At 44.4% G+C, this 20,387-nt stretch carries 21 protein-coding genes; 18 read left to right on the top strand and 3 right to left on the bottom strand.

Going from position 1 to position 20,387, the window contains the following annotated elements; translation table 11 throughout:
* Nucleotides 1–14 precede the first annotated feature (14 nt).
* From KGMB01110_RS03015 to KGMB01110_RS02940, 17 genes are all read left to right on the top strand, one after another.
* Nucleotides 15–419, top strand: a complete 405-nt coding sequence (locus KGMB01110_RS03015) for a head-tail connector protein (protein ID WP_119297519.1) — start codon at nucleotides 15–17, stop codon at nucleotides 417–419.
* Nucleotides 388–792: a DUF6751 family protein gene (locus tag KGMB01110_RS03010; protein WP_119297518.1), complete on the top strand. Its 405-nt coding sequence runs from the start codon at nucleotides 388–390 to the stop codon at nucleotides 790–792. Before KGMB01110_RS03015 ends, KGMB01110_RS03010 begins: the two co-directional genes overlap by 32 nt.
* Nucleotide 793: 1 nt before the next feature.
* Complete coding sequence (locus KGMB01110_RS03005; protein ID WP_119297517.1) at nucleotides 794–1,177, top strand: minor capsid protein; 384 nt, start codon at nucleotides 794–796, stop codon at nucleotides 1,175–1,177.
* Complete coding sequence (locus KGMB01110_RS03000; RefSeq protein ID WP_119297516.1) at nucleotides 1,164–1,583, top strand: hypothetical protein; 420 nt, start codon at nucleotides 1,164–1,166, stop codon at nucleotides 1,581–1,583. The genes KGMB01110_RS03005 and KGMB01110_RS03000 overlap by 14 nt, the downstream gene beginning before the upstream one ends.
* Nucleotides 1,584–1,595: 12 nt before the next feature.
* Nucleotides 1,596–2,093, top strand: coding sequence for a hypothetical protein (locus tag KGMB01110_RS02995; RefSeq protein ID WP_119297515.1), 498 nt, complete (start codon nucleotides 1,596–1,598; stop codon nucleotides 2,091–2,093).
* A 23-nt stretch (nucleotides 2,094–2,116) separates the two neighbouring features.
* Nucleotides 2,117–2,512 carry a DUF6673 family protein gene (locus KGMB01110_RS02990; RefSeq protein WP_119297514.1) on the top strand — a complete coding sequence of 132 codons (396 nt, stop codon included), beginning with the start codon at nucleotides 2,117–2,119 and terminating at the stop codon, nucleotides 2,510–2,512.
* 5 nt (nucleotides 2,513–2,517) lie between these two features.
* Nucleotides 2,518–3,096 carry a bacteriophage Gp15 family protein gene (locus KGMB01110_RS02985; RefSeq protein ID WP_119299057.1) on the top strand — a complete coding sequence of 193 codons (579 nt, stop codon included), beginning with the start codon at nucleotides 2,518–2,520 and terminating at the stop codon, nucleotides 3,094–3,096.
* Nucleotides 3,093–3,245 carry a hypothetical protein gene (locus KGMB01110_RS15010; protein ID WP_170141684.1) on the top strand — a complete coding sequence of 51 codons (153 nt, stop codon included), beginning with the start codon at nucleotides 3,093–3,095 and terminating at the stop codon, nucleotides 3,243–3,245. Before KGMB01110_RS02985 ends, KGMB01110_RS15010 begins: the two co-directional genes overlap by 4 nt.
* 44 nt (nucleotides 3,246–3,289) lie before the next feature.
* Nucleotides 3,290–6,112, top strand: a complete 2,823-nt coding sequence (locus KGMB01110_RS02980) for a phage tail tape measure protein (RefSeq protein ID WP_119297513.1) — start codon at nucleotides 3,290–3,292, stop codon at nucleotides 6,110–6,112.
* Nucleotides 6,109–6,894 carry a hypothetical protein gene (locus tag KGMB01110_RS02975; RefSeq protein WP_119297512.1) on the top strand — a complete coding sequence of 262 codons (786 nt, stop codon included), beginning with the start codon at nucleotides 6,109–6,111 and terminating at the stop codon, nucleotides 6,892–6,894. Before KGMB01110_RS02980 ends, KGMB01110_RS02975 begins: the two co-directional genes overlap by 4 nt.
* A complete protein-coding gene (locus KGMB01110_RS02970; protein WP_119297511.1) occupies nucleotides 6,888–7,892 on the top strand; it encodes a Gp37-like protein in 1,005 nt (334 codons plus the stop codon). The genes KGMB01110_RS02975 and KGMB01110_RS02970 overlap by 7 nt, the downstream gene beginning before the upstream one ends.
* Nucleotides 7,879–9,297, top strand: coding sequence for a hypothetical protein (locus tag KGMB01110_RS15145; RefSeq protein ID WP_174714244.1), 1,419 nt, complete (start codon nucleotides 7,879–7,881; stop codon nucleotides 9,295–9,297). The genes KGMB01110_RS02970 and KGMB01110_RS15145 overlap by 14 nt, the downstream gene beginning before the upstream one ends.
* Before the next feature lie 12 nt (nucleotides 9,298–9,309).
* Complete coding sequence (locus KGMB01110_RS02960) at nucleotides 9,310–9,765, top strand: hypothetical protein (RefSeq protein WP_119297510.1); 456 nt, start codon at nucleotides 9,310–9,312, stop codon at nucleotides 9,763–9,765.
* A 56-nt stretch (nucleotides 9,766–9,821) separates the two neighbouring features.
* Nucleotides 9,822–10,013 (top strand): CD1375 family protein, encoded by a 192-nt coding sequence (locus KGMB01110_RS02955; RefSeq protein ID WP_170141663.1) that lies wholly within the window; start codon nucleotides 9,822–9,824, stop codon nucleotides 10,011–10,013.
* Nucleotides 10,014–10,094: 81 nt separating this feature from the next.
* Nucleotides 10,095–10,469, top strand: a complete 375-nt coding sequence (locus tag KGMB01110_RS02950; protein WP_119299055.1) for a hypothetical protein — start codon at nucleotides 10,095–10,097, stop codon at nucleotides 10,467–10,469.
* Nucleotides 10,470–10,478: 9 nt separating this feature from the next.
* Nucleotides 10,479–10,772 (top strand): phage holin family protein, encoded by a 294-nt coding sequence (locus KGMB01110_RS02945; RefSeq protein WP_119297508.1) that lies wholly within the window; start codon nucleotides 10,479–10,481, stop codon nucleotides 10,770–10,772.
* A gap of 391 nt (nucleotides 10,773–11,163) precedes the next feature.
* Complete coding sequence (locus tag KGMB01110_RS02940; RefSeq protein WP_170141683.1) at nucleotides 11,164–12,237, top strand: GH25 family lysozyme; 1,074 nt, start codon at nucleotides 11,164–11,166, stop codon at nucleotides 12,235–12,237.
* A 111-nt stretch (nucleotides 12,238–12,348) separates the two neighbouring features.
* On the opposite strand, the gene KGMB01110_RS02935 is transcribed toward KGMB01110_RS02940, so the two are convergent.
* Both KGMB01110_RS02935 and KGMB01110_RS02930 read right to left on the bottom strand, forming a co-directional pair.
* Complete coding sequence (locus tag KGMB01110_RS02935; RefSeq protein ID WP_119297506.1) at nucleotides 12,349–12,996, bottom strand: alpha/beta hydrolase; 648 nt, start codon at nucleotides 12,994–12,996, stop codon at nucleotides 12,349–12,351.
* 72 nt (nucleotides 12,997–13,068) lie between these two features.
* Complete coding sequence (locus KGMB01110_RS02930) at nucleotides 13,069–16,755, bottom strand: ABC transporter ATP-binding protein/permease (RefSeq protein WP_119297505.1); 3,687 nt, start codon at nucleotides 16,753–16,755, stop codon at nucleotides 13,069–13,071.
* A gap of 297 nt (nucleotides 16,756–17,052) precedes the next feature.
* Here KGMB01110_RS02930 and KGMB01110_RS02925 point away from each other — a divergent pair, with 297 nt between their 5' ends.
* Complete coding sequence (locus KGMB01110_RS02925; protein ID WP_117603807.1) at nucleotides 17,053–18,663, top strand: CTP synthase; 1,611 nt, start codon at nucleotides 17,053–17,055, stop codon at nucleotides 18,661–18,663.
* Between the two features lie 99 nt (nucleotides 18,664–18,762).
* On the opposite strand, the gene KGMB01110_RS02920 is transcribed toward KGMB01110_RS02925, so the two are convergent.
* Nucleotides 18,763–20,235, bottom strand: coding sequence for a DUF1846 domain-containing protein (locus KGMB01110_RS02920; protein ID WP_119297504.1), 1,473 nt, complete (start codon nucleotides 20,233–20,235; stop codon nucleotides 18,763–18,765).
* Nucleotides 20,236–20,387: the final 152 nt, after the last annotated feature.

The following is a 20,387-nucleotide window of genomic DNA, read 5'->3' as shown; positions in this document are numbered from 1 at the left end:
AAGGGGAATGGCTTATGTATGTAGATTATGCATATTACAGCCAGGAATATGGCGGCGATATTCCGGAAAAGGAATATCCGGCCGCTGAACGTAAAGCTGAAGCGTATATCAGAAAATTAACCTATGTCCGTGGTGATATCTTCGCAGTTGAAAACACTGTAGTAAAGGATGCGGTGTGTGCAGTGTCAGATGTTTATTTTATCTGGGAAAAGAATGAGTCAGAGAAAACTGTGAAATCAGAAAATAACGATGGGTACAGTGTAACATACGTGACAGAGCAGACAGACGGACAGACTACAGAAGAATTGCTTCAAAAGAAGGCATATGCTGCGGCATCCATGTATTTGTTGCCAACCGGATGGCTGTTCAGAAAGGTGGGATGCGTCCATGTTGACGAATGCGACGATTACGATCTATAACCGGAGAGCTGGCAGTAAGACAGCTTTTGATTCCTGGAACAGGACGGTAATCCGGGGCGTTCATGTATATGTGGACCATAAGGTATCTGCCGGGGATTCCGGATTGAACAGCGCAGAAGTGTACAAGATCCGTATTCCTGCAGATGTGGAGAATGCGGATCGGTATCTCCCACCGGAAGAGTATGCTATTGTAGAAAATCCGGAAGAATTCTGGACCATCCAGAATGATGATCAGATTGTCCTGGGAGAGTGTCAGATTGAGATTGAAAGGCCTGCAGATCTGAAAGCCGTGTTCCAGAAGCACTGCAAGGTGACAAGCTGGTCGGACAACCGGTTTGGTACGACTCCGCACTGGCGGATCGGAGGCGAGTAAGATGGCAGGAAAGAAAGAATTCCGGATCACAACTCCGAGAGGCAGCGTATTTACGGTGACTGGTAAGAATGGTTCTACCACGGCACGGCTGGAATGGGCTCCGGGATTCACACAGAAAAAAGCGGAGGGATTTTCAAGGGCGCAGACATTTGTGGATTCTGAGTGTCTACGCTACATGAATCCATTGACACCGAGAAGAACCGGGATGCTGATTAAGTCCGGGACACTTGGTACAGTGATCGGTTCTGGATCCATTGAATATCTTGCCCCGTATGCCCGCCGGCAGTATTACGAGCATAAAACTAAGGCAAGATGGTTTGAAACAATGAAAGCCAGTAAGAAAGATGCAATCATGAAAGGAGCGGAGAAGCTTGCAGGACAATAAAAAGCCGATCATTGAGAGTATCAGAGAGTATGTTGCAACGTGCCCTTATGTGGATGATCGAAAGATTAACATTGATTATCTGGGAGATGGGATGGAGTATTCCATTGATCCAATCGGAGCAGATCCAATCTACAAGAAGTATGTAGATGGAACTTGCCTGAAACAGTTTCAGTTCGCCCTGACCAGCAAGGAAGCTTATGATGGTGATGCCCGAACCGGGATCGCGAACAGTGGATTTTACCAGGCGTTTGAGGAATGGACAGAGGACAATAATCTGAATGACATTGTCCCGGATCTGAGTGGACACGAGGCAATCAAGGTGGAGGTTCTGCAATCCGGTTATCTTTTTGCACCGGATGTGGATCTGGGAAGATACCAGATGATTTGCAGATTAATATATCAGTAGGAGGTAAAGACTATGGCAGATAGCAAAAAGAAATTAGTTGGAAGACATAAAAGAGTGGCATTTATGGATACCACAGGTGATGGGAAGAGTTTTACCAGAATGACAGGATTTACGTCATTATCTGACGGAAAGAATTCTACGGAATATAGTCGGCAGTATGTAGATGAAGCGTCTGAACGTTCGGACGTGGTTGGATATGCTCCGGCGATGGATTATGAATTTGACCGGTATACGAATGATCCGGTTCACGTCAGACTGGCAGAGATTACAGACGATGAAATTCTTGGCTCTGATGCACAGGTAACTATTGTGGTCGTTGATCTTTTTGACGTTCAGACAGAAGATCCGAATACGTGCACAGCTAGAAAGCGTGATTGGAGTGTGATTCCTGATACAGAAGGCGATGGAACGGATGCTCTGATTTACAAAGGTAGCTTTAAAGCTGCCGGCGATGCGGTAAAAGGAACTGCAACAACCACAGACAACTGGCAGACCTGTACATTTGCATAGTAGAAAGATAGGAGTGTGAGCCGATGAGCCTTTTTAAATTTGGAGATCTTGAAACAGAGATTGATTTTACAGACGTAGACTTTTTGGAAAATCTGGATGAAGCGAAGAAAAGATTGCAGGAAGAAGCCAGAGATGTCCCGAAAACGGGAAAGACAGCGGATATTGTCCGTGCCCAGTGTCAGTGCTACTTCCATTTTTTTGATTCGGTAATCGAAGAGAAAGCGCATGAAAAAATGTTTCAAGGAAAGACAAGCCTGAGATTATGCCTGGATGCGGTGGATGATCTGCTTGCTTATGAGCAGTCGGAGGCAAAATCGTTGAATGCGAAGTATGAAAAATACAATGTGCAGCAGCACGGAAACCGGCATCAGAGGCGGAATTACAATAAGCAGAAAAACCGGAAAAATTATAATGGGTGATTGCCATGAACATATTGTTCGAGAAGTTTCCCGAGACAGTGAAGGTGAATGGTCGCAAATATCCGATTGAAACAGATTTTAGGGAATGGATCCGTTTTGTTCAATTGGTAGAAGATGAGGATGTACCGTGGCAGATCAAATGTCAGTTATTATTGCAGTGGTACACGGACTGTGTTCCAGAAGAACTGGAAGAGGCACTTTATGCGTTAGGAGATTTCCTTGCAGCAAGGGACTTCGAGGATGAGCTAGAGAATGCAGAGAGTGATGTTCCAAGACCTGTTCAAAAGCAGGTTTATTCTTTTGAGCAGGATGCAGATTGTATATATAGCGCATTTCGGCAAGTATATGGAATCAATCTTCAGACAATCCCATATATGCATTGGTGGGAGTTTCAAGCTTTATTCGCTGGACTACCAGAGGACACAGAGATCAAGCAACGAATCATGTATAGGAGCATTGATCTGAGTACCGTGAAAGATAAAAACGAGAAGAAACGGATCCAGAAGATTCAGAGAGCGATTGCTTTGAAGAAAAGGAATCAAAGAAAGCTGTCCGATTATGATATTGGAGATATGTTTGCATGATAAAAAAGATAGGCATTCCGACAGAAAGAAAATGGTATTGTTGTCCCTACTGCGGAAAGAAGTTGTTGATCTATGATGATACGGCAAAATGTGCAGGAGTATACCTGAATTGTCGAGAATGCAGGAGAGAAGTAAAAATTAAGATTTAAGCACAAGTGAGCCATTGAGCCGTGCTATCAGAAAGGGTGATAGTATGGCAGATGGCTATTTGAATTTTGACACAAAGATAAACGAAAAGGGATTTAACGAAGGCATCAGTAAGCTTGGAAAATCCGGATTGAAAATAGTGGCTGGTGCTTTAACCGGAGTGGTAACAGCGGCCGGAACGGGAATTGCAGCAGCTGTAAAAGTTGGAGCAACATTTGAAGCGGAAATGTCTAAGGTTTCTGCTATTTCAGGAGCAACTGGTTCTGACCTGGAAGCATTAACCAGCAAGGCAAAAGAGATGGGTGCAAAGACGAAGTTCTCGGCAACAGAGTCGGCACAAGCAATGGAATATATGGCGATGGCTGGATGGAAAACCACTGATATGCTCAATGGTATTGAGGGTATTATGAATTTAGCAGCGGCTTCTGGAGAAGATCTTGCAACGACATCTGATATCGTAACCGATGCATTAACAGCATTTGGATTGTCAGCCGCAGATTCCACTCATTTTGCAGATATACTTGCAAGAGCAAGTTCTAACGCCAACACCAATGTAGGGTTAATGGGTGAGACATTTAAGTATGTAGCACCGGTAGCTGGAGCACTTGGATTTTCTGCGGAGGATTGTGCTACAGCAATCGGGCTGATGGCTAACTCCGGAATTAAGGCGAGCCAGGCCGGTACTTCTCTGCGAAGCATCTTTACCCGAATGGCGAAACCGACAAAAGAAGTGCGGACAGCAATGGATCAGCTAGGGGTTTCTCTGACTGATGAGTCTGGCAATATGAAATCGTTGCATACCATCATGACAGATCTTCGAAGCGGATTCTCCGGACTGACACAAGATCAGAAAGCTCAAATGGCTGCCGCTTTAGGTGGCCAGGAAGCAATGTCTGGATTGCTTGCAATCGTAAATGCTTCTGATGCAGACTTTAATAACCTGACCAATTCTATTGCAAATTGCAATGGCGCAGCAGCTGATATGGCGGCTACCATGATGGACAATCTGGCAGGACAGATCACCATTTTTAAATCCGGTCTGGAGAGTCTTGGAATATCTATCTACGAATCTCTTGAAAAGCCGATGAAAGAGGCTGTTGCAGCTGCGGTAGATGTCTTGAGTGATTTGAACGCAGCTTATGCATCAAATGGTTTTGCAGGTTTTGTGCGTGAAATCGGTGATAAGGTTCCAATGATACAAAGCTTTACCAATGCTATTGCAGATTTAGCAGCGAGAATGAAGTATATGTCTTCAGATGAACTGATGAATCTTGGTAAAATGGCAATCCTCTTGGCAGGAGCAGTTCCTGGGATAATTGGCTTTGGAAAAGGTATCAACGTGATTGAAACAGCTGTTGGAGGATTCAACGGAATCATTGATGGAGTAGCTGGCTCAATTACGGGACTTCCTGGAAAAGTGAAGGGTGCGGCTTCAGCCGTGAATTCTGCCGGAGGAATGTTCAAAACCTTTGGAAACTCATTGATGACTCCGTTTGAAGGGCTCGGAGACAAGGTCGGTGGAGCACTGGGGAAAGTTACCTACCGTGTAGGTTATTATGGCGAAGGAATAAAGAATCAACTGTCGAATTTGGCAGCACCGGTTTCCAGTTCAATCAGTAAATTTACAGCTCCGCTGAAAAATGTCGGATCAGCCGTGGCGCAGAGTCTTGGTAATGTCGGAACGAAAATCTCAGGATATGCAGGGATTATCGGAAATGCATTTAAACCAATTCTGGCAAAAGCAGTATCCTTTGTACCGGCTTTTCTAAAATGTATGAATCTGGCCGGTGGAGTTGGAATAGTTCTGGTTGGTATGGGTCTTTTGTATAATGCATTTGGAGGACAGATTGACCAGATCATTGCAATGATGGTGACGAAAGGTCCGTCAGTCGTTAGAAGTTTCTGCAATGGAATTACAACAGCTATCCCGGAATTGATTGCTAAGGGAGCGGAGTTGCTAATCAACTTGCTGAATGCAATTACTGCAAATCTTCCGGCAGTGATAACCGGAGGAATACAGATCGTAACTTCATTAATTGAGGGAGTAGCAGCTCAGTTACCTGCTTTGATTCCAGCGGCGGTATCTATGGTCGTAACACTGGTGACTTCGATTCTTGGAAACATTGGGCAGATCATTAATGCCGGAATGAGTCTGTTGAAAGGACTGGCACAGGGAGTTATGAATGCCTTGCCTGTGCTGATCAGTAAAGCACCGACTATTATTGGAAATCTTGCATCAACTATTCTTTCAAATCTTCCGAAGATTTTAGCAGCCGGTGTTCAGATCCTTGTGATTTTGGCAAAAGGTCTGGTGTCGGCAATACCACAGTTGATCGGGCAGATTCCGGCAATCATTAGCCAGATTAAGAATGCGTTTACATCTATTGACTGGGGAAGCGTAGGCCGGAATATCGTAAGCGGAATTGCACACGGTTTATCCGGTGCGGCAGGATCTATTGTGTCAGCAGCGAAAAGTGCAGCAAAGAACGCATTGAATGCAGCAAAAAACTTCCTTGGTATTCATTCCCCATCCCGAGTATTCCGTGACCAGGTAGGTAAGATGATGGCTCTTGGTATGGGTGTTGGATTTGAGAAGAATATTCCAGTTAAGTCCATGAGTACAGGAGTTCAGAAAGCGGTATCAGGACTGCAGAAATCCGTAGACGTAGCATTGTCAGCAAAGACTACGGATCCATCAGTCGGAAAGACAAAGAACTGGCCTGGATTTGGTGGCGATGAACCGATTGATTATGATCGACTGGAAAGAATCCAGATGAGAGCAGCAGATAGAATGGCAAAGCGGCCAATCTATCTTGGAACCAAAAGGATAGATGAGCCATTGCCGAAAGGAGCGGTGCCGGCATTATGATAAAAGCATATTATAAAAACAGCAAGGGAGAGGTGCTCTGGTTGACCAGGGCGCCTTTTCGCACAGTAGAAGCAGATTGGTTTGACAGTACATGGGAATCGACAGAGGAAGGGTATGAAAAGGTAATTACGTTAGATGTATTTGGAAAAAGAGAAGAGTTCATTCAGAACATGGAAAAGCTGTATAAGATCATTTCCGTGGATTCAGAAACCGGAAAATATGGACGTTTATATGTAAATGATACATTTTTGCCCTGTCAGATTTATAAGACGAAGAAAACAGGGTGGAAAGGCTATGTGTATACCGAGGTAGAACTTACGTTTCTGGCACCGGAGTTATCATGGATCACAATCCTGAATAAACAGTTTTTCCCACAGGATGAACCTACGTCGGCGAATGGTTTGGATTTTCCGTTCGATTTTCCGTTTGATTTTGCAAATGAGAAACGAGGATCTGCCGCATTCGAGATTGACCATATTATCCCGTCGGACTTTGAGATGGTTGTGTATGGTCCTTGTACCAATCCTAAAATACTGATTAATGGATATCCTTATGAAGTTTTTACGACTTTGGAACGAGGGGAGTACCTGATTATCAACAGTATGGAGCAGACGATCATAAAGTATCTACTGAATGGAACAACGGCAAATCTGTTTGACGTCAGGGGCTATGACTATTCTGTCTTTGAAAAAATCCCGTCGGGCATGGTAGCGGTAAACTGGTCTGGCGGATTTGGTATAGATCTGTCGATTTTCGTAAAACGGAGGGAAGCAAAATGGTAATATTAGCAACTCTTCAAAAGGAAATTGGATCCAATCCTTTAATGGATGCAAATTGCAGTTTTGATGTAAATGGGGATGATAAGACATTCTCAGTCAAGATTGCGAGATGCAACTGGACAGAGGACATGATGTTTGGAAACCTGGTTTATGTTCCTGACACAGAGTTCGGCGGAATTATAGGGAATGTTTTAACCAGTACAACATTGGATTATATCGAATTGCAAGGATATACCTGGCGAGGAAGAATGGAGCACAAGATCATATCGCCGCCAGACGGTAGTGACTACAAAGTGGTATCTGGTGAGTTGAACGCAGTTATGAAAGAATTGATTGAACCGGAATTCGGCGGACTGTATGTTGTATCAGGAGAGAATACCGGAGTATCGGTAAAGAACTTCCAGTTTGACCGGTATTGCACACTGTTGAGCGGTATTAATAAGATGCTGCAAAGTAAAGGATATCGGTTAGACATTCAGCATAAACGAGAACGAGGGGTTCCTGGATATGTATTAGTTCAGGCAGTACCGGTGGTAGATTATTCAGATCAGATAGAGCTGTCAAAGGATTCTGGATTGAATTACACGATGGAAGATAAAAGAGACGGCGTGAATCATCTGATTGTGACCGGGAAAGGTGAGATGCAAGACAGAAACGTATTTCACCTGTATGTCTGGCCGGATGGATCCATTAAGAAAACGCAGTACTACAAAGGTCTGGATGAGATAACAGAAGTGTATGAGAATACATCGACGGAAACGGACGAACTGGAAAGCCAGGCAAATAAGCGCTTGCAGAAAGTATGCAGTAAAAAGACATTTGGTATGGATGTGGAGCGACTTGGAATTAATGTAGCGATTGGTGACATCGTAGGCGGTCGAGACTATCTGACCGGAATGTATGCATCAAAGCCGGTTGAGAATATCGTATACAGTGTTACGGCAGGCGTGGAATCGAAAGAGTATCAATTGGAAGGAGAAAATGACGATGAAAATAATTAGCGGAAAGACTGGATCACCTCATGTGACCAGCCATCAGTTCCGGCAGATTATGGAAGGAATCATTGGTGATGAAAGTTATATCATTGCAGGCGGAGAGAATCTGGAACCGGAACTGGTGTCGAACAATGCATTGAAGATCCGAAGTGGTATGTTATGCCATCACGGAAATGTATCCTGCGTAGATACCGGAACCTATGACGAGGTTGAACTTGAAAATGGTAGTCAGGGGATGAAGAGGATTGACTTGGTTGTAAACCGGTATACCAGAAATGAGGAAACCGGAATTGAATCCTGCGATTGGGTTGTGCTGAAGGGAACTCCGGCGGAATCGAGCCCGACCGTGCCGGAATATACGGTTGGAAATTTGCAGAATGGAGATCTGGTTGATGATTGTCCTGTATTTAAGGTAGAGCTTGACGGGATCCAGGTGACTGGAGTAATGAAAATGCTCTCTGTTCTTGGCGGAAATCTTTCGGATGTGCCTGGTTTAGTCTCAAAGGTGTCTGGATTAAGCAATTATACCCCGATGCTTCCACGAAAAAGTTATTCTGGTGATTTTAATGATATGCCAACAGGTGTTTTTGTTAGTGAAATAAGTAAATGTACAAATGTACCGCCGTATTCAAGTGGAATGTGGGTTGTTACTATATGTTACAGCAAAGTAGTGCAAATAACGTTTCATATAGATGCAACCATTGGTTCTAGGTTATTGGCCTACAGAAACTATAATTCAAATGCTTGGCAACCATGGGTTGATATAAATGTCGGGTTTGGTTTTAGCGATGTATGGAAAAAAGGGACTTCTAACAATGCGTTATTGGTAGATTTGAATAATCCAAACGGAGAAAATAATAAAACCACATTCGTTGCAAATTGGAATTCTGGCACTACCAATCTTCCGTCAGATTGTGCGTGCGGAGTGAGAGAAGTTTCTTGGGTTACTGGTCCGATTGTCATGGTCAGAATCACTGGATGGACAGTTAATACAAATATCCCGGCAACATGGGTAAACACATATGTAAATGGAAAATGGCTTGGGTGGAGTAGGCAAACATATGGCACAGGACAACTTATAAGTACCGGAATAAACATTAATTCAAATAGATGTAGTTTGGTAGAGGGTGGATATTATGTGCAAAACAAAATGGCACATATACAGCTTAAAATAAAGATTACATCTGACCTAGGTTCGAAAAACTACTGGGTAATGTTGAGAGGTTTTCCACAGCCTAAATTTGCAGCCGCACTTGCTATCACAAAATACAAAGGGTCAAGTACGGCGGTAGGCGCATATGTAGATAAAACAACAGGAGTTGCTTCTGGTGAGATTTTAATTACAACAGCAGGCGATCCGTTGTCAGCAAATAATGTTTATGTAATCTCTGGTGACTATGTAGTAGCGTAGGGAGGGATATAAGTGAAAATAACGTTTAATGATGCTTCGGAACTGCAAGTACAGTCCGTAGAAGAACAAACTGATGGAGCGCTTCTGATCAAGGTGATCCAGAGTTCGGAGGAGAAGCTTAAAGAAATCTTTTCAGATGAATTCAAGACGGCAAAAATGATTGTAAGCGAAAGAATGTCCACGATTGGAACATACGAAAAGTATCAGCAGTTTGAAGCTATTGTAAAGTATTCAGCTGGAATTATGGGAGTGGTTTTGTATAAGGCAGAAGAAACTCCGGCAGAAAAGACAGAGCGATTGGAAACAATGGTGAAAGAATTGACGGAGACGGCAGATGATCTGAAAGAAAGCAATTCAGCATTACGGACTGAAAATGAGCAACTTAAAAAGGGAATATCTGAATTGCAGAGTTCAAGCGATACCTTGCTTGGGTGCGTTTTGGAAATGTCCGAGGTTGTGTATCAGTAATGGTAACTTTATTAACGAACATATATTTATTATTTCAAAATTCAGGAGGTAAAGAAATGATGGCAATGTTATGGGCACAGCAGATTATGTTAGGAAAGAAGACTTACGCACAGGTACCGAGACTCTTAAAGAATAAGGTGAAAGACATTCTGGTGGATTCTGGAATGGGAGAACTGGCTGGAGTGAGTTCAGAGACTGAGGGTACAGAGCCGGTAGAAGAGGCTACTGAAAAAGAAGCCAAGGAATAGTGATAAAGCATATGGAGATTAGAGCAAGACCGGTTACGGTCTTATTTTTATGTGTATTTTAATAAGAAAAGGGTTGGAAAAATGAAAGAGTTTTTGTTTCAAACTTATCTCATTGCCCTGCCGATCTTTTTAACTGCCATTATGGGGTACATAATTTGGCTACTTCAGGAGCAGAAAAAACAGAAGATCGCAGATGCCAAGGAAAGAAATGATCGCATCGCCAAGGAGGCAGAGGAAAGGTTGGCCAACAGCAAGGGTACAATGCTCCTGCTTAGGGTTCAACTTATTGAATACCACGACAAGTACATGAAGATCGGAGAGATTCCGTCCTATGCATACCAGAATTTCTGTGAAATGTACGAGGCGTATCATGAATTGGGCGGCAATGGGATGATAACGAAGATGATGCACGAGATTGAAGAGCTGCATCTTAAAAAGAAAGAAAAAGAAAGGTAGGAAAACAACATGGAACAGATCATGAATTATATCAAACCGGAACTGGTAGTTGTAGCGGTAGTATTGTATTTTATCGGGATGGCGTTGAAAAAAGCCCAGACGGTGGCAGATAAAAATATTCCGCTGCTGCTCGGAGGATGCGGCATTGCATTGTGCGGTATCTGGGTGTGGGCAAACAGTCCCATTGGAAACGGTCAGGAAATGGCGATGGCTGTGTTTACCTCGATTGTCCAGGGGATTTTGACGGCTGGATTAAGTACATATGTGAACCAGATTATTAAGCAGGCAGGGAAAGAAGAATAAGAATTGAAGTAACAGAGAAAGAATGATAAGATAGATTTAGAGCAATCGTGTTGCAGGGTGGCTGACCTCTATTCTACATAGAATGGGGGTGGTGCTGATGAAACATTTTGATTTTAAAGACCTGATGGCCTTCGGAATGTTCCTTTTTGCATTGCTGACATTCGTATTTACGTTTATCAGATAATATATTAAGCAATAGAAAACCACCCTCTAAAACTTTGACCGGTTTCAGGGTGGTAATCTACTCTACATAAATGGGTCAACCCCTTGTGGGCGGTTGCTCTTCCTATTTGCATTATATGATATATATTTATAAATATCAATCATTTTTTAGAGAGTCAAATGTTGGCTCTCTTTTTGTATGTGCAATATCGCACAGAAAGGAGACAGCATGGCAAAAGTTATAATTGATGTAAGTTATCATAATGGAACTATTGATTGGAACAAAGTGAAAGCGGCAGGAATTCAGGGAGCGATCATCCGATGCGGATACGGTGATAATATTGCAGCGCAGGACGATAAGCAGTTCAAACGTAATGCGGATGAATGTACCAGACTTGGCATCCCGTGGGGCGTATATATCTATTCATATGCCAAGACCGTGACACAGGCTAAGAGCGAGGCAGCACATGCCCTCAGACTGGTTGCCCCGTATAAGGATAAAATGAGTTATCCGGTATACTACGATCTGGAACAGGCAGGAACGGAGTCTGTAGCAGCACAGAATGCTATTGTGTTCGGTGATATCATTGAGGCAGCCGGATACTGGTGCGGTATCTATTCCGGTCAGTATTGGTGGCAGAAGTATCTCGGAAGCAAACTGGATAGATTTACGAAGTGGGTGGCAAGATACAGCTCCAAGAAACCAGAGGGAATTTCTGGTACGTATGATATCTGGCAGTATGCAAGCAACGGAAAAGTAAATGGTATTTCTGGCAATGTAGACATGAACGAGGTATACAGAGATTTCCCGTCTGAAATCAAAGGCGGTGGAAGTTCTGCCAAGAGTAAGCAGGTGCCAGGCAATCCGATCAATGATATGGGCGTAAAATACAAAGCACATTGTCAGACCATCGGGGACTGCACAGAAGTAAGAGACGGTCAGACAGCCGGAACAACCGGATATGGTCTCAGAATGGAAGGCTTCTGGTTGAATCTGGAAGATGCTGCAAAGAAGCTTGGAGCAGACCTGAAAGTAAAAGCAAAGGTACATGAACAGAAAACCGGATGGGAAGATCTGGGATATGTAAGCAAAGACACTCTGATCGGATCCAAAGGGGAAGGTCGTAGACTGGAAGCATTTATTCTGGAGATCGAAGGACTTCCGGAAGGGTATGAATTGCAGTATCGGACACACGTTCAGACAGTTGGCTGGACAACATGGGTATCTTCCGGATTTTCCACCGGATCTGTTGGAATGAAGAAGCGAATCGAGGCGATTCAGATCAAAATCGTGAAGAAATAATCTGGGAAAAATCGACGCTAAAAAGCACGAGTGAAAAATAATAATTGTGAACGGTTAGCGACACGTTAGTGACAAAAAGCACGATTTTACGCAGTTTATCGCCTATAATTTCTAACACATCTTTAAAAAATGAAACGTCTGAGTCATAACCTCTTTTAAAATGTCCAGATCTTTCAGAACATCGCCGGTTTCCAGGGAATGATCTGCATTCGGAATCAAATGCAACGGCAGGTTGATCTGTTTGGCAAGTGCCTGAATTTGAGTGGTCTCTGCCCAGGAATCTGCAGTACCATGAAACCCAATCTGTTTCGGTCTACAAGTGTCATCCTTAGGGGCTGTCACCTTAATAGGCCTGATGCTTTTTAAAGTTTCTTTGATAAACGGAAAGGAAGCTGCGACCGGTGTATAGTAAACATGCTGTGCAGGCAGGGCGTGATCCCCGGCGTAAGATGCCGCGAGGGCAGTTCCGATGCTTTTGGATAGAAAGACGACGGAATCATACCGGGCAAATGGGATGGAAGACAGTTGATCTTCTATCTGAGCCCGGGCCAGGAGAAAGGCTTCTTCCATTTTATCGGGAGAGCCTTTGATCCCGGAAGGCAGCGGTGGATAAGCAACTTCCAGGATTTCAAACCCTAAATATTTCGCGAGCTTCTTGCTGTAATACAGCAGAGGCTTGTCTGTATGATAGCCGACTCCGGGAAAGAGTACGGCTATTTTCTTTGGATGATATTCCAAATCTATAGAAGTATGGTTCATGAGACTTCCTTCTTTCTGTATATGATCTATCCTGATTCTTCCACAAAAGGAATGCATAAGGCAAGTTATATTTTACTCACTTCTCAGGGCTGCAACTGGGTCACTTTTAGCCGCTTTTTTTGCCGGGATCAGTCCACCCAGCAGTGTCAGGAAGACGCTGAGCAGGATTAGAACGATTGCCGGAACCACCGGGAGGACGGCGTTGACCTGAGTGTTGTCAGCCAGGTGATGGATCAGCGCATTTCCGGGGATCAACAGTAGCAGGGAAATTCCGATTCCGAGCAAACCGGCCCCCAGTCCGATGATACAGGTTTCTGCGTTGAAGACCTGGGAGATATTGTGCTTGGAAGCTCCGATGGCGCGCAGGATTCCGATTTCTTTTTTTCGTTCCAGAACACTGATGTAAGTGATAACTCCGATCATGATGGAGGAAACCACCAGAGAAATCGCCACAAATGCGATCAGAACGTAGCTGATGATATCAATGATATCCGTAACGGAGGACATTAGAGTTCCGACCATATCGGTATAGGTGATAACCTGATCATCTTTTCCCTCTTTTTCCATTTTCTTATTATAATCATCCAGAGTGGATACGACATGTTCTTTGCTTTCAAAATCTTTCGGGTAAATGTTTATGCTGTCAGGAACGGCAAAATCTACGTAGCCAAGTTTGCTTAAGTTACTGTCGTAGGATGCGGTCTGATAGCTGTTCATGGATAACATCAGTTCGGCCAGATCGTCTCCAGTCATATTCATGGAAAATGCATTGGCAAATGCAGATCCGTCAATCTGGAAAGCGTTTTGTAACTGATCTCCTAATTGGGAGAAAGCCTGCGTCATGACCTGTTCCATTCCGGAAGCCAGCTGATTCATGATCTGCTGCATGGCGGAAGAAATCTGAGCTTCTAAGGCAGTGGAAAGAGTAGCGCCGTACTGTTGGAAGACCGTATTCATATATTGCTGGATGGCGGCGGTCAACTGTGTTTTTAAAGCATCGGTATCGATCATTTTGGAAATGCCTTCTGTCAGACGGTTGGCCGCGTCTTCTGTCTGCAGATATTCACTGAAATAATCCCCCATTTTTGCCGGGTTTGGATAGTTATTTCTTGCGGCGTAATCCTGATAGCCGGCGGCTAGTTCAGTGGCCAGTTTCTGAAGCTGGGCATCGGTGATGGTGATGTCATCTGCCACCTGGAAATTTGTGCCTGCCCAGCGATCCAATACAGAACGGGCCTGAGCGGTTTCCAGATATTCCTGAAAATAGTCATTAAAATGATCCGGATCGGTGTAACCTTTTTCGGAGGCAAAGCTCTGGAAACCAGACATGACGTCAGCGACAAGGTTTTTCAACTGCTCCGAAGAAGTGGTCACATTTCCGTTGGAACTTAAAATGTCTTTCAGATTGTTTTTCAGGATTTCCCGGGCTTCATCGGTTTTCAGATAAGCAAGGAAATAATCAGTCAGATGGGCATAATCTGCGGCAGTATTTCCTGCGTAGTAATTCTGATATCCTTCCAGCATGCTTTTGGAAAGAGCGGCTACATTTTCCGGAGTGGCGTCGATCCGGACTCCATCCAGGATGGAAGAAAGATCCATTCCCGGCATTTCGGGCAGCGTCAGATCGATCTGCCCCATATTTACAAGACCGGAAAGATCCAGAGCTCCGTCGTCGATCTGGAAGGCGTTAGTCAGGTCCAGATTATTTCCGAGACCGGCAAGCGCCTGGTCGTCGAATGTGAAGGAATTTGTCAGTGCATTGGTATCAATGGTGAAAAGAGAATCCATGTTGAATCCGTTTTCCTCACTGTCGCTTCCGAAGGGTTCATTTGTAAATATGTTAGTATTTCTGTTTGCAAGCTGCTGTTTGACGATTTCACTGTTTTTTGCTTCTTCTACCACATGTTTTGTAAGAGAAGCGGGATAATAGATTCCCATGTTCAGAAAGGTACCCTTTGCATCTTCGGAAGGTGCAACAATTCCGACAATATTCAGATCTTCGCCATTTGCAACCAGATTTTCCATGTATTCGCTGTCTTCGCTTTTATCGCGCCACACCTGATACTGGGCATCATACTGATAGCGGTCGGAGGCCTGAATCAGTTTGAATTTAGCGTTTAAAATGTCGTCATAGGAATAGATCCCAAGATTTTCCGGTGTAGTAACCGGCTCTTCATTCATAAACTGCCGGATCATATCATCCAGTTCCCGGCTATCCCGAAGACCCAGTGTATACAACATAAAGTCGCTGATGCTTCCGTCAGAAGAAAGAACGACGACACACTCGTTGTATTTTTTCGGCCATCTTCCGGCTTTGATGTCATATTGTTTTTCATAGAGCGCGGAATCTTCCGGAAGCTGGAAGAATACATCGGTACTCATCATAGAAGACATCATGCTGTTGGCGCCGGTAGAAGACCCAAGACCCAGTGACTGGAAGGAGGTATCCGGGTGCACCTGGCGAATTTTTTTGTCAGTATTGGAAGTTGATTCTGATACAGATTCTGAATTCGACTCAGAGCCGGAATCTGCATCAGAGTCAGAACCGGAAGTGGTCGCGGAATCTGAATCAGAAATCATCCGGTAAATCTGCGGGGCTACATTATAAGAGTATTCCACTGCTTTTGTATATTTTTTTATGGCTTTGTTATCATCTAAATAGCTTTTTAAAGATTTTAGATCATTGGAGTCCATAGTGGAAAACATATTGGTCACCATCTGTAAAACGTTGACCTGATCTTTCTTTTCATCCTTATTTTTACCGGAATTGCTACCGCTGTCGGAGGCACCGGAAGCGGAAACCATCATAGAAGAAAGATCGAAACCGGTGCTTTCAATCTGCAGCGGATATTCGGACAGAGTTTCTTCTTCGATGGTCTGGATATAGTTGTTGACTCCGGTGGAGAGGGCGAGAATCAGTGCGATTCCGATGATTCCGATGGAACCGGCAAAGGAAGTTAGCAGGGTTCTTGCCTTTTTGGTACGGAGGTTGTTAAAGCTCAGTGCCAGTGCCGTGAGAAAGGACATGGAAGATTTTCCCATGTTTTCATGTCTTGGCGGAAGGATTTCTGATTTGCCTGGTTCGTAGGGATCAGAGTCGGAACGGATTTTCCCGTCCCGCAGATTGACGATACGGGTAGCATACTGTTCAGCCAGCTCCGGATTGTGGGTAACCATGACCACCAGGCGGTCTTTGGCTACTTCTTTTAACAGATCCATGACCTGAATACTGGTGTCGCTGTCCAGGGCTCCGGTGGGCTCGTCGGCAAGAAGGATATCCGGGTCATTGACCAGAGCGCGGGCAATAGCGACACGCTGCATCTGTCCGCCGGACAACTGGTTGGGACGTTTCTCAATCTGTTCGCCCAGTCCGACCTGAGTCAGAGCATCCACAGCCATTTGGCGGCGTTTGCTTTTGTCGACGCCCGAGATGGTAAGTGCCAGTTCCACATTGGATAAAATGGTCTGGTGGGGGATCAGGTTATAACTCTGGAATACGAAACCGATGGTATGATTTCGGTAAGAATCCCAGTCCCGGTCTTTATATTCTTTCGTGGAGATTCCGTTGATGATCAGATCACCGCTGTCGTAGCGGTCCAGTCCGCCGATAATATTTAACAGTGTGGTCTTGCCGGAACCGCTGGGGCCTAAGATAGCGACGAATTCATTGTCCCTCAGATTGAGACTGACGTCGTCCAGCGCGTGCTGCACCAGTTTCCCGGTGGTATACTGTTTGCAGATGTTTTGAATTTGAAGCATGAAATACAGCCTTTTTAACCTTTCTTTTCTTTAAAAAATAAAATGAAACTCAAATATTAGTATGAAATGTCATATCATAAAAAACTAAATTTAATTGTAACGAAATTTTGAAAAAAAGACAATATACACTTTTCTTTTAAAAAGATAGGGTGTATAATTTTATATTATTTTTTGATGCACAGGAAAAGATGTCCCATGCACCAAAATGTGCTTCGTGGGAATATGCTGCGGCACATTCTTCATATTTAGTAAACATATATGATTCATAGAGAACTTCGTTTCACGAGGGAGGACAAAATGGCAGTAAAATACGTATTTGTTACAGGTGGTGTAGTTTCAGGACTTGGAAAGGGAATTACGGCAGCTTCACTTGGCCGTCTGCTGAAAGCAAGAGGGTATACAGTGACGATGCAGAAATTTGATCCTTATATTAATATTGACCCGGGAACCATGAATCCGGTACAGCATGGAGAAGTGTTTGTAACAGACGACGGCGCAGAGACCGATCTGGATCTTGGCCACTATGAAAGATTTATCGATGAGAGTCTGACAAAGAATTCCAATGTGACCACAGGTAAGATTTACTGGAGTGTCTTGCAGAAAGAGCGTCGTGGAGATTTTGGCGGAGGAACTGTACAGGTTATCCCACATATTACCAATGAGATTAAGAGCAGATTTTACCGCAATCCGGCGGCAAAAGATACGGAGATTGCAATTATCGAGGTGGGAGGAACCGTAGGAGATATCGAAAGCCAGCCGTTCCTGGAGGCGATTCGTCAGTTCCAGCATGATATGGGCCATGAAAATGCAATTCTGGTTCATGTCACACTGATTCCTTATCTGAGAGCGTCTCAGGAGATGAAGACCAAGCCAACTCAGGCCAGTGTAAAAGAACTTCAGGGAATGGGAATCCAGCCGGATGTGATTGTGTGCCGGTCTGAGTATCCGCTGACAGACGGAATGAAAGATAAGATTTCTCTGTTCTGTAATATTCCGGCCAATCATGTATTGCAGAATCTGGATGTGGAATATTTATATGAAGCGCCGCTTGCAATGGAAAAAGAAAATCTGGCCGGCGTTGTCTGTGAATGTCTGAATCTGGAGTGTCCAACACCGGATCTGAAAGAATGGACGGAGATGGTAGACTGCCTGAGACAGCCGACCCAGGAAGTCAGAGTAGCTTTGGTTGGAAAATATATTCAGCTGCACGATGCCTATATCAGTGTGGTAGAAGCACTGAAACATGGAGGAATCTTCAGTCACACAACGGTAAATATCAAATGGATTGATTCAGAAACCGTCACAGCGGAAAATGCAGAAGAACTGCTGGGGGATGTAGACGGTATTCTGGTACCTGGTGGATTCGGAGATCGTGGAATCGAAGGAAAGATCGAGGCCATTCATTATGCGAGAACACATAAAGTACCATTCCTTGGACTGTGTCTCGGAATGCAGTTATCGATCGTAGAGTTTGCAAGAAATGTGGTTGGTTATCGGGATGCACACAGTATGGAATTGAACCCACAGACCACGCATCCGGTGATTCATATCATGCCGGATCAGATCGGAATCGAGGATATCGGAGGAACCTTAAGACTGGGGGCTTATCCGTGTGTATTGGATAAAGAATCCAAAGCATATAAGCTTTATGGAACTGAGGAGATCAGCGAGCGTCATCGTCACCGCTATGAAGTCAACAATGATTACAGAGATGTGCTTGAGAAAAACGGAATGATGTTGTCCGGACTTTCACCGGATAAACGGATCGTAGAAATGATCGAGATCCCGGAACATCCGTGGTTCATCGCAACACAGGCTCATCCGGAACTGAAATCCCGTCCGAACCGTCCGCATCCGCTGTTTAAAGGATTTGTGGAAGCTTCTCTGAAACATAAAGAAGAGCGATAAAACGTGAGTTAAAGTTGTATTCCTATAACTCTCATATTTTGATATAAAAAGAAACGGAAAAGTTGATTAAAATCGCTTTCCCGTTTCTTTTTTGATACCTTACTTCTCCTGTCCCTCGTATCTTGCTTCGCAGGTCAGTTGAATTCCAAGTCGTTTTAAGAGTCTTAAGTCTACATCTGAAAGCATGACAGAAGTGTGCATCTGACAGCCGGAAAGTTTTGGAAGTTGCTCCAGGGCAAGCTTTGCTTCCGGATTCAGAGCAGCACTGGTGGAAAGTGCAATCAGGACTTCGTCCGTGTGAAGACGCGGATTCTTTCCTTTTAGATAGTTGACCTTCAGTTCCTGGATCGGACGGATGGCTTCCGGTGAGATCACACGGCTCTCATGTGGGATTCCTGCCAGTTGTTTTACTGCATTTAACAGGATCGCAGCGGATGGACCGAGCAGGTCGGAAGTCTTTCCGGTTACGATGGTGCCATCCGGAAGTTCCAAAGCGGCAGCAGGGCCGTGGGTTTCCTCTTCTCTTGCCAGTGCTGCGGATACGACCTTGCGTTCTTCTGTGGAAATGTGTTCCAGATTCATCAATAGCTCAATCTTTTGAGCGTCAGTTTCCGGACGCTTTCCGGTGAGAATGTCGTTCAGTGCCTGATAGTAGCGGCGGATGATTTCCTGACGGGAAGCCTCCTGGCAGACCGCATCGTCACAGATACAGTTTCCGGCCATGTTGACCCCCATATCGGTCGGGGATTTATAAGGACTCTCTCCGTAAATCTGTTCGAACATGGTGTTGAGAACCGGGAAGATCTCTACATCACGGTTGTAGTTGACGGTGGTTTCTCCGTAAGCTTCCAGATGGAATGGGTCGATCATATTGACATCATTTAAGTCTGCGGTGGCAGCTTCATAAGCCAGATTGACCGGATGCTTCAAAGGAAGATTCCAGATCGGGAAAGTTTCGAATTTGGCATAACCGGCGCGGATGCCACGTTTGTGTTCATGATAAAGCTGAGACAGGCAGGTCGCCATTTTTCCGCTTCCGGGTCCCGGTGCTGTAACGACAACCAACGGTCTTGTGGTTTCGATATAATCATTCTTTCCGTAACCTTCGTCACTGATGATCAGCGGAATGTTGGACGGATATCCAGGAATATTGTAATGAATATAAACTTTGACCCCTAAATTTTCCAGACGCTGTTTGAAAAGAAGTGCGCTTTCCTGTCCGGAAAACTGGGTAATGACGACGCTTCCTACGTAGAGACCGAATCCCTTGTAGGTGTCCATCAGGCGGATCACATCAGAATCATAGGTGATGCCCAGATCTCCGCGGATTTTATTTTTATCGATGTCTTTGGCACTGATGACGATGACGATCTCTGCCTGATCGCTTAACTGCCGGAGCATACGAAGCTTGCTGTCCGGGGCAAAACCGGGCAGAACTCTGGAAGCGTGGTAGTCATCATAAAGTTTTCCGCCGAATTCCAGATAAAGTTTGTTATCGAAATGGCTGATCCGTTCCCGGATATGTTCTGATTGCATGTTCAGATATTTTTCGTTATCAAATCCGATTTTCATTGTATTTTTATTTCCCTTCTGCAGTAAATTCCCTCTGCCGGATATGCAAATGATCCGGACAATCCATACAGTTACTAGTATACATAGAATCGTCCCGGTTTACAATATTTTCATAATCTTTTAGTTGATTTCTAACAGGCGGCTACTTATAA

Source organism: Mediterraneibacter butyricigenes (genome assembly GCF_003574295.1).
GTDB lineage: Bacteria > Bacillota > Clostridia > Lachnospirales > Lachnospiraceae > Mediterraneibacter_A > Mediterraneibacter_A butyricigenes.
The sequence above is the reverse complement of the archived record's forward strand: the minus strand, read 5'-3'. Positions and strand labels throughout refer to the sequence as shown.

Coding starts and splice junctions, on each gene's coding strand:
- KGMB01110_RS03015 (WP_119297519.1), top strand. CDS start 15: ATGTATGTAGATTATGCATATTACAGCCAGGAATATGGCGGCGATATT.
- KGMB01110_RS03010 (WP_119297518.1), top strand. CDS start 388: ATGTTGACGAATGCGACGATTACGATCTATAACCGGAGAGCTGGCAGT.
- KGMB01110_RS03005 (WP_119297517.1), top strand. CDS start 794: ATGGCAGGAAAGAAAGAATTCCGGATCACAACTCCGAGAGGCAGCGTA.
- KGMB01110_RS02995 (WP_119297515.1), top strand. CDS start 1,596: ATGGCAGATAGCAAAAAGAAATTAGTTGGAAGACATAAAAGAGTGGCA.
- KGMB01110_RS02990 (WP_119297514.1), top strand. CDS start 2,117: ATGAGCCTTTTTAAATTTGGAGATCTTGAAACAGAGATTGATTTTACA.
- KGMB01110_RS02985 (WP_119299057.1), top strand. CDS start 2,518: ATGAACATATTGTTCGAGAAGTTTCCCGAGACAGTGAAGGTGAATGGT.
- KGMB01110_RS15010 (WP_170141684.1), top strand. CDS start 3,093: ATGATAAAAAAGATAGGCATTCCGACAGAAAGAAAATGGTATTGTTGT.
- KGMB01110_RS02980 (WP_119297513.1), top strand. CDS start 3,290: ATGGCAGATGGCTATTTGAATTTTGACACAAAGATAAACGAAAAGGGA.
- KGMB01110_RS02975 (WP_119297512.1), top strand. CDS start 6,109: ATGATAAAAGCATATTATAAAAACAGCAAGGGAGAGGTGCTCTGGTTG.
- KGMB01110_RS02970 (WP_119297511.1), top strand. CDS start 6,888: ATGGTAATATTAGCAACTCTTCAAAAGGAAATTGGATCCAATCCTTTA.
- KGMB01110_RS15145 (WP_174714244.1), top strand. CDS start 7,879: ATGAAAATAATTAGCGGAAAGACTGGATCACCTCATGTGACCAGCCAT.
- KGMB01110_RS02955 (WP_170141663.1), top strand. CDS start 9,822: ATGATGGCAATGTTATGGGCACAGCAGATTATGTTAGGAAAGAAGACT.
- KGMB01110_RS02950 (WP_119299055.1), top strand. CDS start 10,095: ATGAAAGAGTTTTTGTTTCAAACTTATCTCATTGCCCTGCCGATCTTT.
- KGMB01110_RS02945 (WP_119297508.1), top strand. CDS start 10,479: ATGGAACAGATCATGAATTATATCAAACCGGAACTGGTAGTTGTAGCG.
- KGMB01110_RS02940 (WP_170141683.1), top strand. CDS start 11,164: ATGGCAAAAGTTATAATTGATGTAAGTTATCATAATGGAACTATTGAT.
- KGMB01110_RS02935 (WP_119297506.1), bottom strand. CDS start 12,996: ATGAACCATACTTCTATAGATTTGGAATATCATCCAAAGAAAATAGCC.
- KGMB01110_RS02930 (WP_119297505.1), bottom strand. CDS start 16,755: ATGCTTCAAATTCAAAACATCTGCAAACAGTATACCACCGGGAAACTG.
- KGMB01110_RS02925 (WP_117603807.1), top strand. CDS start 17,053: ATGGCAGTAAAATACGTATTTGTTACAGGTGGTGTAGTTTCAGGACTT.
- KGMB01110_RS02920 (WP_119297504.1), bottom strand. CDS start 20,235: ATGAAAATCGGATTTGATAACGAAAAATATCTGAACATGCAATCAGAA.